The 17498-nt window shown below is 38.2% G+C and carries 17 protein-coding genes and 1 pseudogene; 7 read left to right on the forward strand and 11 right to left on the reverse strand.

Annotated features, from left to right (window positions below):
- Positions 1 to 171: 171 nt before the first annotated feature.
- Positions 172 to 1395 carry a peptide-methionine (S)-S-oxide reductase MsrA gene (msrA, locus tag L1264_RS17190; protein ID WP_235404293.1) on the forward strand — a complete coding sequence of 408 codons (1224 nt, stop codon included), beginning with the start codon at positions 172 to 174 and terminating at the stop codon, positions 1393 to 1395.
- Between the two features lie 56 nt (positions 1396 to 1451).
- Here the strand turns inward: msrA and L1264_RS17195 are convergent, their stop codons facing one another.
- The 3 genes from L1264_RS17195 to L1264_RS17205 all read right to left on the reverse strand — a co-directional run bounded on the left by L1264_RS17195 (position 1452) and on the right by L1264_RS17205 (position 4878).
- Positions 1452 to 1925, reverse strand: a complete 474-nt coding sequence (locus tag L1264_RS17195) for a hypothetical protein (protein WP_199526461.1) — start codon at positions 1923 to 1925, stop codon at positions 1452 to 1454.
- A gap of 208 nt (positions 1926 to 2133) precedes the next feature.
- Positions 2134 to 2553 (reverse strand): hypothetical protein, encoded by a 420-nt coding sequence (locus tag L1264_RS17200; protein ID WP_135924667.1) that lies wholly within the window; start codon positions 2551 to 2553, stop codon positions 2134 to 2136.
- A 282-nt stretch (positions 2554 to 2835) separates the two neighbouring features.
- Positions 2836 to 4878 carry a winged helix-turn-helix domain-containing protein gene (locus L1264_RS17205; protein WP_235404286.1) on the reverse strand — a complete coding sequence of 681 codons (2043 nt, stop codon included), beginning with the start codon at positions 4876 to 4878 and terminating at the stop codon, positions 2836 to 2838.
- 158 nt (positions 4879 to 5036) lie between these two features.
- On the opposite strand from L1264_RS17205, the gene L1264_RS17210 reads away from it, so the two are divergent.
- The 4 genes and pseudogenes from L1264_RS17210 to L1264_RS17225 all read left to right on the forward strand — a co-directional run bounded on the left by L1264_RS17210 (position 5037) and on the right by L1264_RS17225 (position 8762).
- Positions 5037 to 6476, forward strand: a complete 1440-nt coding sequence (locus L1264_RS17210) for a serine hydrolase domain-containing protein (protein ID WP_235404288.1) — start codon at positions 5037 to 5039, stop codon at positions 6474 to 6476.
- Between the two features lie 227 nt (positions 6477 to 6703).
- Positions 6704 to 7137, forward strand: a pseudogene (locus L1264_RS17215) (GNAT family N-acetyltransferase).
- 107 nt (positions 7138 to 7244) lie between these two features.
- Positions 7245 to 7769 carry a hypothetical protein gene (locus L1264_RS17220; protein ID WP_199526464.1) on the forward strand — a complete coding sequence of 175 codons (525 nt, stop codon included), beginning with the start codon at positions 7245 to 7247 and terminating at the stop codon, positions 7767 to 7769.
- Positions 7770 to 7844: 75 nt separating this feature from the next.
- Complete coding sequence (locus tag L1264_RS17225; RefSeq protein ID WP_199526465.1) at positions 7845 to 8762, forward strand: DUF5700 domain-containing putative Zn-dependent protease; 918 nt, start codon at positions 7845 to 7847, stop codon at positions 8760 to 8762.
- 73 nt (positions 8763 to 8835) lie between these two features.
- Here L1264_RS17225 and L1264_RS17230 read toward each other — a convergent pair whose 3' ends face one another.
- On the reverse strand, positions 8836 to 9258 hold the full coding sequence (locus tag L1264_RS17230) for a hypothetical protein (RefSeq protein WP_135924653.1): 423 nt from the start codon (positions 9256 to 9258) through the stop codon (positions 8836 to 8838).
- A 337-nt stretch (positions 9259 to 9595) separates the two neighbouring features.
- Here L1264_RS17230 and L1264_RS17235 point away from each other — a divergent pair, with 337 nt between their 5' ends.
- Together L1264_RS17235 and L1264_RS17240 are read left to right on the forward strand one after the other, a co-directional pair.
- Positions 9596 to 10048 carry a hypothetical protein gene (locus tag L1264_RS17235; protein WP_199526466.1) on the forward strand — a complete coding sequence of 151 codons (453 nt, stop codon included), beginning with the start codon at positions 9596 to 9598 and terminating at the stop codon, positions 10046 to 10048.
- Positions 10049 to 10147: 99 nt separating this feature from the next.
- The gene (locus tag L1264_RS17240) at positions 10148 to 10495 is read left to right on the forward strand and encodes a hypothetical protein (RefSeq protein ID WP_199526467.1); all 348 of its coding nucleotides are present in this window, start codon (positions 10148 to 10150) and stop codon (positions 10493 to 10495) included.
- 47 nt (positions 10496 to 10542) lie between these two features.
- Here L1264_RS17240 and L1264_RS17245 read toward each other — a convergent pair whose 3' ends face one another.
- The 7 genes from L1264_RS17245 to L1264_RS17275 form a co-directional block, all read right to left on the reverse strand.
- A complete protein-coding gene (locus L1264_RS17245; protein WP_135924646.1) occupies positions 10543 to 11421 on the reverse strand; it encodes a LysR family transcriptional regulator in 879 nt (292 codons plus the stop codon).
- Positions 11422 to 11800: 379 nt separating this feature from the next.
- A complete protein-coding gene (locus tag L1264_RS17250) occupies positions 11801 to 12457 on the reverse strand; it encodes a 3-oxoacid CoA-transferase subunit B (protein WP_062564432.1) in 657 nt (218 codons plus the stop codon).
- 11 nt (positions 12458 to 12468) lie between these two features.
- Positions 12469 to 13167: a CoA transferase subunit A gene (locus L1264_RS17255; protein WP_199526468.1), complete on the reverse strand. Its 699-nt coding sequence runs from the start codon at positions 13165 to 13167 to the stop codon at positions 12469 to 12471.
- A gap of 11 nt (positions 13168 to 13178) precedes the next feature.
- Positions 13179 to 14084: a hydroxymethylglutaryl-CoA lyase gene (locus tag L1264_RS17260; protein ID WP_199526469.1), complete on the reverse strand. Its 906-nt coding sequence runs from the start codon at positions 14082 to 14084 to the stop codon at positions 13179 to 13181.
- Positions 14084 to 16048 (reverse strand): acetyl/propionyl/methylcrotonyl-CoA carboxylase subunit alpha, encoded by a 1965-nt coding sequence (locus tag L1264_RS17265; protein ID WP_235404290.1) that lies wholly within the window; start codon positions 16046 to 16048, stop codon positions 14084 to 14086. Before L1264_RS17265 ends, L1264_RS17260 begins: the two co-directional genes overlap by 1 nt.
- Positions 16049 to 16056: 8 nt before the next feature.
- Positions 16057 to 16827: an enoyl-CoA hydratase/isomerase family protein gene (locus tag L1264_RS17270; RefSeq protein WP_199526471.1), complete on the reverse strand. Its 771-nt coding sequence runs from the start codon at positions 16825 to 16827 to the stop codon at positions 16057 to 16059.
- 10 nt (positions 16828 to 16837) lie between these two features.
- Positions 16838 to 17498: carboxyl transferase domain-containing protein (locus L1264_RS17275; protein WP_328256249.1), on the reverse strand; the 661-nt coding region annotated here is incomplete at its 5' end.

Here is a 17498-nt window from a genome sequence, read left to right on the forward strand (position 1 = left end):
AAATAGGCTTAAGAGTTAAATTGTTAGCGGTGAACAGCCGTTTGCATGCGTTTAAGGTGAAATAATAAATAGGATTACTCGGTCTGCTCTATTACAGGCTTTTACGAGGAAATAAGTATGACAATTAAGTCGATATTACTGACATTATTCACTTGCAGTGCCATTTTCACCATGAATCATACAATAGCGCAAGAGATGCCAGACAACGCAACCGGACATATTGAAACAATTGTGCTTGGTTCTGGTTGCTTTTGGGGAGCCGAAAAACGATACGAAGCACTTGGTGGTGTTTTAGACGCGGTATCTGGTTATGCCGATGGGCATGGTTTTAAAGCAACCTATAGAAACATAACGCGTAGCGCACGTCGATTTGATGAAAATAACTACGCAGAAGTTGTTAAAGTGACTTACAACAGTAATCAGTTAACGACAGAAGAATTATTAAAATATTATTTTGAAAATCATGATCCAACTCAGTTAAATCGCCAAGGCAATGATATTGGCACTCAATACCGCTCAACAATTTTGGTAAGTAATAATGAGCAACTAGAAGTTGCGAATAAACTTAAAGATGAATACCAAAGCAAATTAACCGCAGCAGGCTACGGCAAGATTGTAACTGTGATAAAACCTCTCGATTCGTTTTATGCGGCAGAGGACTATCATCAAGATTATTTAAAGAAAAACCCTAATGGCTATTGTCCTGATCACTCAACAGGGGTTGTTTTTACGCCAGTAGAAAAACAGCAAGTTGATAACACGGCCTTATTAACCAATAAGCAAATAGTCGTGATAGATGCTAAAGGCTATTGCCCATACTGTGAAAAGTTTAAAAATGAGGTCGCAAATAATTATCAAGGCACAATTCCAATGACTTTTCGCCATGCAGATCAGCTTGATGGCTTAACGATTAAAACCCCAACATGGGCAACCCCCACGTTATTATTTATAGAAAATGGCGAAGAGGTATATGGCCGTCAAGGTTATGTGAGTAAAGATGAGTTTTATAAAGCGCTAGGGGCATTTAAATTAGGTGATAGTGAAGCATTTAGAGTTGCATTCCATGCTCGAACAGATAGCCCATTTTGTAAACAATACGATATCTTTAAAAACACACCGGATGGTATTTTTGTTGATAAGCTAAGTGGTGCGCCGCTTTTTGATACCCGAGATAGGTTTAATTCGGGAACCGGTTGGCTTTCATTTACTCACCCGGTAAAAGACAGTGTGACAATGCATGAAGACAACAGTTATGGCATGCAGCGCATTGAGCTTAAATCAAAAAGCTCAGGTATTCACTTAGGTCATTTGTTCCCTGGTGAAGGGCCAAGAGGTAAAGACAGGTACTGCATTAATGCAACAGTGCTTGATTTTGTGCCACGTGAACAAATTTAACGCAGATACAAAAAAACCAGCCATTATGGCTGGTTTTTCAGCATTAGAATCAGTCATTACCACAATTTTAATTCCTGTTTTGCGCGATTTAAATTAAATGATACATATTCATTATCATCGAGTCTTGAGGCTTCATAAAAGTCAGCAATTGCTGCCGTATCATTATTAGCCATAAATCGCGCGACACCTCGGTTACTTAATGCAAACGACGTTAATTCATTACGTTTAAATCGAGATGCTTTAATCTCTTTTAATAGGCTTATTGCTTCAGTACAGTCAGCTTCAGCTTTTTCAAACTGCTTTAGCTTTACACTTGCAACACAGCGATTAAAAGGCGCTATATATTGATTTGCTGAATCTTCAGCAGACGTTACTAAACCAGCATTGTAGTCACCTTGCATAATCGCAATGGATGAGGCTTCGTCATCCACTACCATTAGTTTAAAGTCGATATCATTTGCTAACACCCAATTCGAACTCATGCAAAGTGAGGTAATCAAGATGGTTTTGAGAGGTATGAACTTGAACATTGTTTATCTCCTTAATAATGTAAGTACATCACTTACTCTATTAATTTAGAAACAGTGTTACTGATTGACAAACGACAAAAATACACCCATTAGATGAAAAAAAATATCTTATTGGGTAGGTGGCTTGAGTGTATATTTTAGACAAAAAAAAGCCCAGTCAGAACACACAAGGACCGGGCTTACGACAACAATTTGGTTGGGCTAACTATTACAGCGCTAAGTTTTGCTTCGCGCGGTTTAAGTTATGATTTACCAGTTCATTTTTTGAGATTTGAACTGCTTCATAAAAGTCTGAGATTGCAGCTGTATCATTTTCTGACATGATGCGTGCAACACCGCGGTTACTTAACGCAAATGATGTTAATTCACGGCGTTTGTAACCTGGTACTTTACTTGTGTTTAGAAGTGAAATCGCTTGTGTACATAGGTTTTCAGCTTCTGAAAAATTCTTTTCTTTTACGCTTAATGCACAGCGGTTGAATGCAGTTTCATATTCATTGCTTACATTATCGTTTGTTTGAGCTTGCTCAATAACCATCAGTTTATAATCAGCTTGGTCGGCTACTGCCATCGCTGAGCAAGTTAATAAAGAGCTAAGTGCAATAGTGGTTACAAGTGTTTTTAACATGATAGTTTTCCTCTGAATAAGTTGGTGTTTCTTGCCAACGAGTGAACTTTAAAATATTCCTATAAGCTAAACAAACGATTAAATTAGAACTGATAGATGAAGAAATTTAATCTATAGAGTAATTACTCAGTTATCAGCAATTTAGTAGGGAAAATTAGAGAGGAGAGTGTCTGAAAATTACTTTCAAACACAATAAGCTTTGTTTTGTGAATGCTATTTATGTACTGATGTTATCAGTTTGGTTGAAAACACATACTCTAGATCAGCTAGTTATGATTGAAGCTATTTATTTAATGTAATATTCAAAACTAAAATATCTGCTGTATCAGTTTGTTCTTTGAGTAAGATAGTATTACCGCTTATAGCAGTTATTTGACTACATAAATCCGCACAAAACTTTTCAAAATCAATACTTAAATTTTGAACACCTAGTTCATAATCGTAAAAATTCATTGTCCTTGAGTCGTTTTCTTTGTATTGAAAATAGAAGCCATTTTTAATAGGGTAAATGCTTGAAATAAAATGCGTATTATCAAATAGATTGATACCAGAAGCAGTGATTACTTGGCCAATTGAAAAACTCAGTAATTCGTCGTTATCATTTAAAAAAATATCTTTATCTTTCAATTGCGTTTTTAATGACACTATTTCGTCAGTAACTAAATCAAATTTAACTATTTCATCATTGTGAGTGTTCTTATCAACAAACAAAATAGCATCTGACTGTTTATACCACCCGATTGGATACCCAATGATTCCATTTAACCATTCGATTGCGAACTGGTCTTCCTCTAGCTTAATAAGAAATGGTTTGTTATTAATACTGCTTGCGATAAGTGTTCCAGAGGGGTCCCATATTGGTTTTGATAAAGCATATTCTTGCTCAGTGTTAACGAACAATAATTGTTCTTCTTCAGTCTCAATATGTTTAATAAAAAGTTGTGGAAGTCCATTTTTCATTGACATGTAGGCGATGAGTTTTTCATCAGGTGAAAGTGCAGCTTCTTTATCAATGGTATTAGAGTTTACGATTTTTATAGGAGTAGAGAGTGAATCTAAAGCGCTAATCAAAATATCTTGATCAGACTTAGCCTCAATAAAATACAGTTTGTCCTTAACGATTTGTGGATAAATCAAAAAGTTATAGCTTTTAAAATTAAGAGTCGTTAATTGGCCGTTTAATTCAAGTTGTTTTAACTCACTGCCATTACTCAATAACAAAGAGTCACCATCGTTAAACCAAGTCATAAAGTGCCAGTTATGATCAATTTCACCGACTGATTCAAGGTTAAAACTCGATAAATTTAATAGTTTTACCTCCGAGATTGCATCTTCATTGAAGCCAATTATCGCTAATTGTTTCTGGTTAGGTGATAAAGCGAGCTTGTAGGGCTTGAAATCATCATTTGGTTGAAGAATTTCGTAAGAATGGCCAGTAATCAAGTTATGTCGATATAGGCTTACATTACGGCTGTGTTCGGAACTGTTTTGATTTGCTAAATAGAAAAGGTTTTCTTGTTCATCTATAAAAAACAAGCTGTTCCAGGTTATATCTGTACGAGAAAAGAGTTTTTCTTCACTGATCACGTTCGCTTCTGTATCTAGTTGCAGTCGATTGAATGAAATACTCCCTTCATCTTGAAACGAATATACAAGCGTATTTGTATCTGTATCCCATGCAAGGTAGGTAAACGCTTTTAAGTCTGTACATAATTCTTTATATGAATTTAATTGTAAATCTTTGATTAAAAGCCTTCGCTTATTAGGACGATTGGTATTTTGTATATAAGCCATAAAACGCCCATCAGGACTAACTTGTAGGTAACGCTCTTTTTCATTGCTTGCAGTAATAGGCTTAAGATCTTCTAAAGAAATGTGTTTATCTTCGTTAAGGAAATTGAAAAGGAAGATAATGATAAACAAAGCAGGGATAATTAAGAGTGCTAGTTTTGTATTTTTTATCTGATGTATTTTTGCTAATGGAGTGCTCGTTTTTTCATCAGGAAAACGTATTTCAGCCTCGAGACTATAGCCCCGCTTTGGGTGTGTTTTTATAATGTGCTTTTCTTCATCGGATAACGCTTGTCTTAACAAAGCAATATTTCTGCGAACTGAATTAGGACTGAAAATAGCATGTGGCCAAACATTAGCAAAAAGCATTTCGGCTGATAACACTTGATGTGGTTTTTGCGAAAATACTTCAAGAAGTGCCATCACCTTAGGCTCTACAACAACAACTTTACCATCTGTTTGAATTTCGCCAGTCTCAAAATTAACCAAAGAGTCATTAAGAAAAAATTGTTTTGATAATTTACTTTCACTCAAGTTGATAGTTATCCATTTGTTATTATTAGTTATTTTCAGCTTAATGTTTTCTTAAGCTTTTCTTAATCACTACTTCATCGCTTTTTGTTATTCGCAAAAGTAAAAGTATCGAAAGGCCAAGCGCCATATTATTCAATAAACAATAAAAGGAATGTAAAGTGAAGCGATATTTACTAATGCTCATATTTTTTATGTGTTTTATTAGCCATAAAGCACATGCAATGAAAGAGGTAGACTATAACAAATTGGCAAGTCAATTTATTACGGTTTTAAACACTAAAGATTTAGATGAGATCGAAAAATTTGTAGTAAAGAACTTCTCGCCAAATTCTCTTGCACGCTGGGAGGGTAAAGGTAAAGACCGTTATGTTGGGTATTCGATGAATGTTGCGCTTTTTCATGGAGAGTTGAGTGTTATTTCTACAGAACTTGATACGTCAACTAATCGCATCCGTCATATAAGTAAAGTTTATTCAAAGAATACAGATATGCAGCATCAAGTAGTGTTATTTTTTAATGATGACCAATTTCAAGCAATAACAGGGTGGTCTATTGAAGAAACTCCACAAAACCAAGGTTCAAAAGGCTCTTTAACTGAGTCACAATTTATTGAAGAGATCAAAATTTATACTGATAAACTGGCGCAAAGAGGTAGTTTCTCTGGCACGGTATTACTTGCTAAAAATAATGACATTTTGTTTAGCGCTGCATATGGCTTTGCTTCACGTCGCTATGATGTGAAAAATAACTTAGAAACGAAGTTTCAAATTGGCTCAATGAACAAAATGTTTACTAGCGTCGCTATCTTACAGCTAATAGAAGCTGGCAAAGTATCGCTTGATGATCCGCTCACTAAATTTATTGATAAAAGCATTTTGGGGAAAGGTGATTTTAGCAAAATTAAGATTCGACACTTATTAAGCCATACATCAGGGATTGGTATTATTTCTGGCTATGACGAGATACAAAATAAGGTGCGCTCTCTTAAAGATATCCAACATTTATACAGTTCAATTGACGCTACATTTGAACCCGGAACTGAATGGCGTTACAGCAATACGGGTATGGTTCTACTTGGTCAGGTGATTGAGAATGTAACTGGTGAAAATTACTATGATTACATAAATGAAAATGTATATAAAAAAGCTAACATGCAACAAAGCGGAAGTTATGACTTAGATGTGCCTGTCAAAAATACTGCCCGTAATTATTGGTTTTCTGTCGAAACTGGTCAAGTAACTGAAAATTTGATGTTTCAATCGGTAAAAGGGGGACCTGCAGGCGGAGGTTATTCAACTGTAGGCGATTTACACAAATTCGCCATGGCAATGCAAAATGCTCAACTAGTAAGTCGTGAACTCTCTAATAAAGCCTTATCAGCAAAACCTGAGCTAAATGCACCAAACTGGGGATATGGTTTCTCTGTGAGAAGTTCAGCAGGGAATACAACTGTTGGTCATAATGGGTCCCATTTAGGCATGACAGCAAGGTTAAATATGTATCAAGAAAAAGGCTATATTCTAGTTGTTTTGGGGAATTTTCAATCTTCAGCATGGCCTGTTGTGGCAAAAGTAGATCAACTCATAAAGCGTTTGTAAAAATTCATTAAAAAGAGGGGCGTATTAAAGCCCCTTATAAACAACCTGCAAATCTATTATTGTTAAATTTAATAACAATGTAATGGTTTTACGTTGTGGTAGTGTTTGTGTTAGTAGGCTATATCCTGTTAAAAAAGCGTTTTAATTATATATGTAGCAATCGGTTAGTAACTTTGTTAAAACTAATCCTCTTAAATAACAGGTGTTAACATCACAAAGGAATACTGGTGCAAGGATATAAAATCAGCACAGATAAAACTGACCTCGATTTTGAAGTGATTTACGGTTTTATTTCAAAAAGCTATTGGGCGTCAGGAATACCAAAACATACGCTAGAAAAAGCCATTGCAAACTCGTTTTGTTTTGGTGTTTATGATAGCCATGATTATCAAATAGGTTTTGCCCGCCTCATAACAGACAAAGCAACATTTCCTATCTTGCTGATGTATTCATAGTAGAGAGCCATCGAGGCAAAGGTTTGAGCAAGTGGCTTGTTGAGAGCATAGTCTCTCACCCAGAGCTTCAAGGCTTAAGGCGTATGGTATTGGCAACAAGAGATGCGCATGGTTTGTACGCGCAATATGGTTTTCTACCAATTGAAAATCCAGAGATGTTTATGCAAATTTGGAATCCAAATGTTTACCATGATCTAGAAAAGTAACAACAACTTAAAGGTTACATAAAAACAACTACACTTTGTTCGTTGTGAACTTAGCGCTGATTGCAGTGTAATCCTCAACAGACATTAGCAAATTTAAGGACAGAATTTTGAAAACAGGAATTTTATCTATCGGGTTATTATTTATATCAAATCTTGCTTTTGCAGATTGTAAAGTAGCGCTTGAAGAAAGGTTAAAAGACGATTTGAACCTTACATACCAGCAATTTGATCAGACATACGATGCTGGGTTCAGGTTATTAGAAAAATCAGGTTGCCATGCTGAAGCCGCTATTCTGATAAAACGTTTTATTTCTCATAATAATTCAAAAGAAAGCTCGTTAACGTGGCATTTGGCTCAAATGGAAGGCTTGGCGGGTGATTATCAACAAGCGGTTTTTCACGCTAAAAAAGTATTGGATCCGCACGAAGATTTAACTTCCTCAAAAATGTATTGGAATGACTTTGTGTTAGGGAACATTGCTTTTTGGAATAAAGACAAAGAAAAGCTAAAAAAACACATTGCAAATATAGAAAAAGGGCAAAGTTTTAAACCTAACCAGATAAACCTGAACTACCTGAATCAGTTACTCAAAAACTTTGATTTAAGTTACAAACAGGCATTGTCAGAGTAACCAACCACTTAGACATGATTTATCGAATCTTCAACATATTCGACTTTAACCTAACAAATAATTCTGACTATAATTATGCAAATATTCTCTAAATTTCTTTTACTCTCTAGCTTCATATTTGGTGTGCTGTCATTTAAGCCACTTGCAAAAGAGCAGTCAGCAGACTTCGAGGTAATTAACCTTGCCGATGACTTTTATTCTTTATATCAGTCAAACAAAACTCTGAACCAAGAAAAGAGAGCAGAGCAGTTTTCACAACATTTCAGTTCTCAATTTGCGGCATTTTATGGTGATAAAAATTTTTCTAAATCCATTGAGGGTTTCAGTGAAATAGAAGAAGTATATCTATCAAAAAATGAGCGTTTATCTAAAGATTTAAATGGCAGTATGGGGTCATTTATTATCACTTTCCCTGAATTTAAATCTGAAACACCCATTTACATACTTCACTCGCTTGGAAGATTCAATGGTGCAACACGTGATTTGAACGGTAAGTCTTACTTAATGTTTGGTGTAGATCTTATGGCCAAATACCATACTTGGAAAAATGATACGCCATTTTTTCATCATGAGTTATTTCATGTTTACCATGAAAAATTATTCCAATGTAAAGATGAGTTATGGTGCTCGATTTGGACAGAGGGTTTAGCTACTTACGTTTCACATCAGTTAAACCCGTCTTCGAATAATGATGAATTGATGCTAAACATACCTAACAATATGGTTGAAAACGTAAGCTCCAGACTGCTTTATTCTCTTACTGATCTTAAGAAAAAGTATTACTCTAGGAACCCTGATATATATTCTTCATTTTTTAATTTCAGTAATGATGAGACAAAGCTGCCATACCGAAGAGGTTATTACCTAGGGTATATTTTAGCTAAAGAAATTGGCAAAAATTACACCTTAGAAGAATTGGCGAAATTGGATAAAAATACCGTAGAGAAACTATTACTGAATGAGCTTGACTCATTAATAGAATCGCAAAAATAAAAACTAATGACACATAAACGACAAAACCCAGCCGAAGCTGGGTTTTGAGACAACACAATTCTGTGAGAACTTATTATAATGCTAAGTTCTTTTTAGCACGAGTTAAGTTGTGCTCTACTAACTCGTTACCTGAAATTTGTACTGCTTCGTAAAAGTCAGACAATGCAGCAGTGTCGTTTTCAGACATGATGCGAGCAACACCACGGTTACTTAACGTAAATGATGTTAATTCGCGACGTTTATAGCTAGGTACTTTACTTGTACTTAGTAAGCTGATTGCTTTTGAGCAAAGTGTTTCAGCTTCAGAGAATTTTTTCTCTTTAACACTTAAAGCACAGTCATTAAATGCTTGTTCGTATTGACGGTTTTCTGCAATATCAGCAGTGATAGATTGGTCAATTACCATCAATTTGTAGTCACTCTGATCAGCCACTGCCATAGCTGAACAAGTTAATAAAGAGCTAAGTGCAACGCGTTTCATAAGTGTACTAAACATAATCTTTTCCTCTATTTGAATCGGTATCAATCGCCGACAAATGAACTTTAATTGAACAGCGAAAATTCAACAAACGATAAAAAATGACCTAATAGATGAAGAAATTTAACCTATAGACTTTAGTCTAATTTAGTGAGTTAGTCTTAAAGCCGTAAGCCGTCTGATCTGACCCCGATAAAGTAGACACGGGGTTTAAATAGCTAAAGTTTACGCTAACGAACAATAAAGGGGCTGAGTATGCAAAACAAACAAATTGTTGTTTATTAATGACTGAATCGGTACTTTAAGGTGGTATGTATAGTTGATGACTTAATTTATTTAGAATAAGCGTATAACCATGAAACTGATATTTGCGTTGTTACTTTTAGGGCCTGTTATTGCCAATGCAGCTGAAGATAAAGTCGCTGTTTATCTTAATTTTGAGCAGGCTTATTTGAGCAACGATGTATCTTTGTTTACGCCATTATTAAGTAAAAACTATACGATTAGACAAACATTGCATATTCCAGGCATAGGGTCAGATACTTTACCAGTTACTAAAGCTCAGTTACTTCAGGGCATGAAGCAAAACCCAAAGCCTAGTTCATTGCCACGCTCAAAAGCTGAATCAGTTAAAATAGAAACAATTTCAAAACAGCAATTCTGTGCAAGTTCACAAACTTTAGATCAAGTCGTAGTAGCAGGTAAAAACTACGAAGAGAAGGAACTACGCAAAGCCTGTTTTAAACATGAAAATAACCGTTATGAAGCAATATCACATACTATCGATGTTTATTACCGAGAGCTTTAATAGACATAGTTATAGATTCAGAAATTTCCGTGTATGAAATAAACGTACTAACTGATATTAATTACGGATAAACCCTATAAATGAGATAAGGAAATAAATATGTACAAACAGTTAGGTTTAGTCGCAGGCGTATTTTTAGCATCAACAAGTTGCTTCGCAGCTGATAGCTTTCAAGTTGAAACATCTGTTTATAAAGCGAATGAGCTACTAGCATCGCCAGTAATGCTGGTGGAAGAAAAACAACCTGCGACCATCTCTATAGGTGAGGGGTTTAGTTATGAAGTTACAGTGATACCACAACAAAATAATACGGCAGCTGTAGAAACATCAATCACACTCGCTGGTAGCTATTTTACACCTTCTTTTATTGTGGAGTATGGTAAACAGGCGTCTTTTGAAATTGGTGAAAATAAAGTAAGTATTTTAGTAACCAAGTCTAAAAGCTAAATTAGCAATAAAAGACCCTCAATGAAGTTGAGGGTCGTGATCATTTGTTATTTTAGATGTTTAAAAGTATCAATCATCCATTTAATAAACAGCTCTAGCTGTGCATTTGTTTCGCTAGGATCATGTTGCACTAAGTAGTATTTGTCTTTGGTTTTTAATGGCATATCAGTGAAATTAAATAGCCATTGCTCATCAAACCAAGTCTGACTAATCGGTAAGGGGATTAGGGCAATACCCATACCCTGTTGCGCTGCACGTGCCACACCAAACATACTATCAACCTGAATAATTTGCTTTGGTGCGAAGTCTTCTACACCGGCATGTTCTGCCCATTGGTGCCAAGCCCAAGGACGCGCTTTGTGAAGTATAAGAGGTACTTCGTTTAAGGCCTGAAATGGGTTTTCTTGCCATGCTTGCCAGTTTTCTTTATTACATGCTGGTGTATACGATAGCGAAAACAGCTCATGTACAACGCCTTCATGCGGTTTAGACGAAGACAATACTATCGATAAATCACTTTGCTTAGTCAGCTCTTTACGCGTTTTTAAGGTATTAAGCTGTAAGTTAGTATTAGGGTGTTCACTAGTCCATTCACTTAGCTTCGGCATTAAAAGTTCACTGGCGAAAAATTCAGGCAGTGTGATGCTAATAGTCACATTCTCTTGTAATTGACTAAACTCGTTGATGGTTTTTTCAAGCGCTTTTATAAGCGGTGACACAGAGTCATAAAAATTCTTACCTGCAGCTGTCAGGCGAATTGAGCGGGTTTGACGTTCAAACAGTTCAATACCCAATTGTTCTTCTAATTGTTTGATCTGATGGCTTACGGCAGAAGGCGTAAGGTAAAGTTGGTTTGCCGCATCTTTAAAACTAAGAGTACGTGCAGCAAAACAAAATGAGCGTAAGCCACGAATAGGTGTTTGCATAGTTAATTTCAGTAAGTCTCGATAGCGCTTATTAGTTAACTAACTGCTAAGCAATTATTATCCCAAAATGTAAAAAGTAAGAGAGTAAAAAATAAATATAGCTAATCTTTGCATAAACGCATAAAAAACATTCGGTAATTGATTGTTTAATCTACTTTTATTGTGGATTGTGAATTTTACCATTTTTCTGAAACAGGTAACACCCTAAGCCTCAAAGACTTTCACCTCACAAAGTTAGGGCATTTTAAACCATTTGTGTGACAAATTGGTGCAAAAGTTCTGTAGCTAAGAGATAAAAAAAATCCCTCTTGCGAGGGATTTTGGGTAACTCAGCGCCATTGGCACTGGGAATGAGGTCGGTACATGGGATGTGAGTGGTTTAAAAAACCATCTCTGGAACATCACCTTCAACAAGCAATTTGCCTGCCGTTTTGCTAATAATTTCATCTACTGACACGCCCGGAGCGCGTTCAATTAGATGAAATGCGCCGTCTTTAACTTCTAGTACGGCCAAATCAGTTACGATTTTCTTTACACAGTTAACCCCAGTTAGCGGTAAAGTGCAACTTTCTAATAACTTAGAGTCACCATGCTTGCTTGCATGAGTCATCGTAACAATAATATTCTTCGCGCCAGCAACGAGGTCCATCGCGCCACCCATGCCTTTAATTAGCTTTTTTGGGATCATCCACGATGCGATGTTACCGTTCTGGTCAACTTCAAATGCACCTAATACTGTTAAGTCTACATGACCACCCCGTATCATGGCAAAACTATCTGCACTATTAAATATCGCCGCACCTGTAGCTGCTGTCACGGTTTCTTTACCCGCATTGATCATATCTGCATCAACTTGGTCTTTAGTTGGGTACGCCCCCATACCTAGTAGGCCATTCTCAGACTGTAGCATGACTTCAATGCCTTCTGGTACATAATTAGCTACTAGAGTAGGGATACCAATACCTAGGTTTACGTAATAGCCATCTTGTAGCTCTTGTGCAACACGCATTGCAACTTGTTCACGTGATAATGCCATTTTATTGCTCCTTAATCGCGAGTTGTTACACGTTCAATGCGTTTTTCAAAGTTACCTTTGATCACGCGATTAACATAAATACCTGGGGTATGAATTTGGCTTGGCTCAAGTTCACCTGGCTCAACAATCTCTTCTACTTCAGCAACGGTAATTTTACCTGCTGTTGCGGCCATCGGGTTGAAGTTCATTGCTGTGTGACGAAATACAAGGTTACCGTAGCGGTCGGCTTTCCATGCTTTAACAATGGCAAACTCACCCGTAATTGATTCTTCTAAGATATACGGGCGACCATCAAATTCTTTTACTTCTTTACCTTCGGCAACAGGAGTGCCGTAACCTGTAGCAGTATAAAACGCAGGAATACCCGCACCACCGGCACGCATCTTCTCAGCGAGTGTACCTTGCGGTGTTAGTACTACATCAATTTCGCCATCGAGTAGTTGTTTTTCGAAAAGGGCATTTTCACCCACATAAGAAGCGATGATTTTTTTAATTTGCTTATCGTGAAGTAAAACACCTAAACCAAAATCATCAACACCGCAGTTGTTCGAAACAACGGTTAGATTTTTAGTCTGTTTACGCTTAATTTCACTGATAAGTCCCTCAGGAATACCACACAAGCCAAAGCCACCAGCGATAATAGTATCGCCATCTTTTAAACCTTCCATTGCAGCTTCATAACTTGAAACCACTTTATCGAAACCGGCCATGAGCCTACTCCTTAATTATTCTGAGTGTTCTTTAGAGCAAGTGATACCTTGCTGACAGGTTGTTTATTTAATGCACTGCAAATAGCCCAACCAGCTTTAGCCAGTCTTTCTAAATCAATTCCATGCTCTATGCCAAGCCCTTGTAGTAAGTAAACTACATCTTCAGTGGCAACATTTCCTGACGCGCCTTTGGCATAAGGGCAACCACCAAGGCCTGCAACAGCACTGTCAACCGTTGCTATACCGCGGCTTAGGGCGGTGTAAATATTTGTGAGCGCTTGCCCGTAGGTGTCGTGAAAATGTACAGCGAGTTTTGATTTATCAATATGTTGCAAAAGTAAATCTAATAATTCATCGACTTTTTTCACCGTACCCACACCAATGGTGTCACCTAGGCTAATTTCGTAACAGCCAAGCTCAAGTAATCTTTGTGATACTTTTAATACATCATTGTAGTCGACATCACCTTGATATGGGCAACCCATAACGCAGCTCACATAACCTCTAACACGAATGTTATTCGCTTTGGCAAAAGCCATCACATCTTTAAAGCGATCAATACTTTCATCAATAGAGCAGTTAATGTTCTTTTGACAAAACGCTTCACTTGCCGCTGTAAAGATAGCAAATTCTTGAATGTCGACTTGTTTTGCTGCTTCTGCACCCCGTAAATTTGGGGTGAGGGCACTTAAGTTAACATTAGGCAAATTTAACGCGCTAATTACATCACTAGAGTCAGCCATTTGTGGCACCCATTTAGGTGACACAAATGCGCCTGCTTCAATATCTTTAAGGCCAGCATCTGCAAGGGCGTTGATAAGAGCGACTTTATCTTGAGTACTAACGGCTGCTTCATTTTGCAAACCGTCTCTGGCGCTAACTTCTACAATGCGAACAAAATCAGGGTACAGTGCCATTACGCCTCCGGCTCTTCAACAATCGCGAGCATATCACCGTGACTCACCAGTTCACCTTCAGCAAAGCAATAGCTCGTTAATACACCATCATGCGGGGCATTGAGTGTGTATTCCATTTTCATAGCTTCAATAATGACGACCGCATCACCTTTAGCAACCGTACTACCCACCTCAACCAAATGCTTAACAACAGTACCATTGAGTGGCGCAGCAAGTGGTAGTGCATCACTTTCGTGTTCACTAATATAGTGTTTATCAATCAGCTCTAGCACTGTTTGTTGAGCTTTGTACATCACTGTGATGTGAGAGTCTGTTTGATTAATATGAGCAACGACCTTTTCGCCATTAACGACTAAGTCCGCAAGGCCATTTTCAACGCTACCCGAAGTTGTATAGTCAACTCCATCTAGGTTGATTTTAAAGCCTTCTGAGGCCTTAACAGCATGAACGTTTAAATCAACAAACGGAATTGTTGTTTTAACGTCACTGTTTAGCATAAAGCCTGTTAATTGTTGCCATGGGCTGCTGCTTTCACCTTTTAATTGATGTGCATACGTATAGGCTGCCACAACGGTCGCAATAACAGACTGTTGCTCGTTTTTAGCAACAAGGCGCTCACCTTGGTCTTCAATAAAGTGCGTATCGGGTGCACCTGCTTGAAACGTAGGGTGGTTAGCAAGATTATGTAAGAAATTAACGTTACAGCTAAAACCTGCTAGATGGAACTGCTCTAGTGCTTTTGATAAGCGCCCAAGCGCTGCCTCACGGTTATCGTCATGAACAATTAGCTTAGCAATCATAGGGTCGTAGAATGGGCTGATTTCATCACCCACTGCAATCCCTGTATCTATACGTAAAAATTCAGATTCGTTCGGTGTAAATAGAGCATCAATGTGGCCAGAACACGGAATAAAGTCATTACTTGGATCTTCAGCATAAATACGCGCTTCAAAGCTGTGACCTTGCAGTTGAATATCTGCTTGGCTAAGTGGTAATGCTTCACCTGCCGCAATGTTGATTTGCCAATTCACCAAATCAACACCAGTAACCATTTCTGTTACTGGGTGCTCTACTTGTAAACGGGTGTTCATTTCCATGAAGAAGAATTCATCACCGCAAAGTAAAAACTCAACCGTACCTGCACCGCGATAGTTAATCGCTTGGGCACAACGTACCGCAGCTTCACCCATTTCTTTACGAAGTGCATCAGATAAACCCGGAGCTGGGGCTTCTTCAATTACTTTTTGGTGACGACGCTGTAAAGAGCAGTCACGGTCGCCTAAGTACACACAGTTACCATGGCTATCTGCAAAAACTTGTACTTCAACATGGCGAGGTTTGGTGACATAGCGCTCTAACAGTACTAAATCGTTACCAAAACCAGCTTTTGCTTCACGTTTTGCACCTTCAAGAGCACTGATAAAGTCTTTTGCGTGTTCAACAACTCGCATACCTTTACCACCGCCACCAAAGGCAGCTTTAATAAGTACGGGATAACCAATTTTTTCAGCTTCAGCTTGTAAGAACTCAGTATCTTGATTATCACCATAATAACCAGGTACCAAAGGTACATTCGCTTGGTGCATAATTTCTTTAGCGCGGGTTTTTGAGCCCATGGCTTCAATGCTAGATGCTGGTGGGCCAATAAAGGCAATATCATTTTTCTCACACGCAAGCGCAAAGTCAGAGTTCTCAGATAAAAAGCCATAACCCGGGTGAATACAATCAACACCTGCTTGTTTTGCAACATCGATGATTTTGTCTGCCACTAAGTACGAATCTTTACTTGGTGCAGGACCAATATGGTACGCCTCATCAGCAAGCTTTACGTGCTGGGCATGTTTATCAGCATCTGAATACACTGCAACCGTTGTTAAGCCCATTTGTTTTGCTGTACGCATAACTCGGCAGGCAATTTCACCACGGTTGGCAACGAGAATTTTTTTCAATGATTTTGTTGTCATAATGGTTCCTATTTCTGCCAGTTAGGGGCACGTTTTTCAAAAAAAGCAGTTAGGCCTTCTTGGCCTTCTTCAGATACACGAATGCGAGCAATGCGTTCTGCGGTTAACTCAATAAGTGCATCATCAATTACATTGCCAGCCACATCATTTATAAGCTGCTTTGCTGCTTTAACTGCAATAGGGCCATTGTTGACAAGGTTTTGTAAATGTTTGTCGAGCGCTGTTTGCAAATCGCCGGTGATCTGGTGAATTAAACCCAGTTGCTTGGCTGTATGAGCGTCGAATATCTCAGCCGTTAAAAAGTAACGACGTGCAGCGCGTTCACCAATAGCTTTAATGACATAAGGGCTGATAACCGCAGGAATAAGACCCAGCTTTACTTCACTTAAGCAAAATTGCGCATCGTCTTGGCAAATCGCGATATCACAACAGGCAATCAAGCCTAACGCACCGCCAAATGCAGCACCTTGTACGGCACAAATTGTAGGGTGAGGGCTTATAGCAAGGACTTTCATAAGCTTTGCCAGCTGCATTGAATCCGCTAAGTTTTCAGCAAAGTCATTGCCAGCCATCGACTTCATCCAATTTAAATCAGCACCTGCAGAGAAGTGCTTACCTTCGGTTTTTAAAACCAGTGCGCGCACATCGCAACTGTTTGCGTGTTCAATTAAACGGATCAGCTCACTAATGACTTCTTCGTTAAATGCATTGTGTTTTTCAGGGCGACTTAGTACCAGCACAGCCACATTTGATTTTGTTATTTCGAGTGTTACTGACATAAGGCCTCCATTACATTCTAAATACGCCGAACTGCGAATCGCGCTCTGGTGCATTTTTAGCTGCACTTAAGGCAAGCCCCAATACATTGCGGGTATCAGCAGGATCGATAATGCCATCATCCCAAAGGCGGGCACTGGCGTAATATGGATGACCTTGTTTTTCGTATTGCTCGATAATTGGCTTTTTAAACTCACTGACTTGCTCATCAGTCATGCTTTCGCCTTTACGGGCTAAACCGTCTTGTTTAACTTGTGCAAGAACGCCAGCTGCTTGTTCACCACCCATTACAGAGATACGGGCGTTTGGCCACATCCACATCATGGTTGGTTCAAATGCACGACCACACATACCGTAGTTACCTGCACCATACGAGCCACCAATTAATACGGTGAATTTTGGTACATCAGCACATGACACGGCAGTTACCATTTTCGCACCATGCTTGGCGATGCCTTCGGCTTCGTATTTTTTACCAACCATAAAGCCAGTAATATTTTGTAAAAACACCAAAGGAATTTTGCGTTGCGCACATAGTTGAATAAAGTGCGCGCCTTTTTGCGCCGATTCACTAAATAAAATGCCGTTGTTGGCAACAATACCGACAGGGTGACCAAATATTTTTGCAAAGCCGGTTACTAATGTTTCGCCAAAGTAGCGTTTAAATTCATCA

Origin of the sequence: Pseudoalteromonas sp. APAL1 (assembly GCF_021532475.1) — a bacterium.
Lineage (GTDB): Bacteria > Pseudomonadota > Gammaproteobacteria > Enterobacterales > Alteromonadaceae > Pseudoalteromonas > Pseudoalteromonas lipolytica_C.

Excerpts from the sequence above, each read along its gene's own strand:
- msrA (WP_235404293.1), top strand. The coding sequence starts at position 172 with ATGAATCATACAATAGCGCAAGAGATGCCAGACAACGCAACCGGACAT.
- L1264_RS17195 (WP_199526461.1), bottom strand. The coding sequence starts at position 1,925 with ATGTTCAAGTTCATACCTCTCAAAACCATCTTGATTACCTCACTTTGC.
- L1264_RS17200 (WP_135924667.1), bottom strand. The coding sequence starts at position 2,553 with ATGTTAAAAACACTTGTAACCACTATTGCACTTAGCTCTTTATTAACT.
- L1264_RS17225 (WP_199526465.1), top strand. The coding sequence starts at position 7,845 with ATGCAAATATTCTCTAAATTTCTTTTACTCTCTAGCTTCATATTTGGT.
- L1264_RS17230 (WP_135924653.1), bottom strand. The coding sequence starts at position 9,258 with ATGTTTAGTACACTTATGAAACGCGTTGCACTTAGCTCTTTATTAACT.
- L1264_RS17235 (WP_199526466.1), top strand. The coding sequence starts at position 9,596 with ATGAAACTGATATTTGCGTTGTTACTTTTAGGGCCTGTTATTGCCAAT.
- L1264_RS17240 (WP_199526467.1), top strand. The coding sequence starts at position 10,148 with ATGTACAAACAGTTAGGTTTAGTCGCAGGCGTATTTTTAGCATCAACA.
- L1264_RS17245 (WP_135924646.1), bottom strand. The coding sequence starts at position 11,421 with ATGCAAACACCTATTCGTGGCTTACGCTCATTTTGTTTTGCTGCACGT.
- L1264_RS17250 (WP_062564432.1), bottom strand. The coding sequence starts at position 12,457 with ATGGCATTATCACGTGAACAAGTTGCAATGCGTGTTGCACAAGAGCTA.
- L1264_RS17255 (WP_199526468.1), bottom strand. The coding sequence starts at position 13,167 with ATGGCCGGTTTCGATAAAGTGGTTTCAAGTTATGAAGCTGCAATGGAA.
- L1264_RS17260 (WP_199526469.1), bottom strand. The coding sequence starts at position 14,084 with ATGGCACTGTACCCTGATTTTGTTCGCATTGTAGAAGTTAGCGCCAGA.
- L1264_RS17265 (WP_235404290.1), bottom strand. The coding sequence starts at position 16,048 with ATGACAACAAAATCATTGAAAAAAATTCTCGTTGCCAACCGTGGTGAA.
- L1264_RS17270 (WP_199526471.1), bottom strand. The coding sequence starts at position 16,827 with ATGTCAGTAACACTCGAAATAACAAAATCAAATGTGGCTGTGCTGGTA.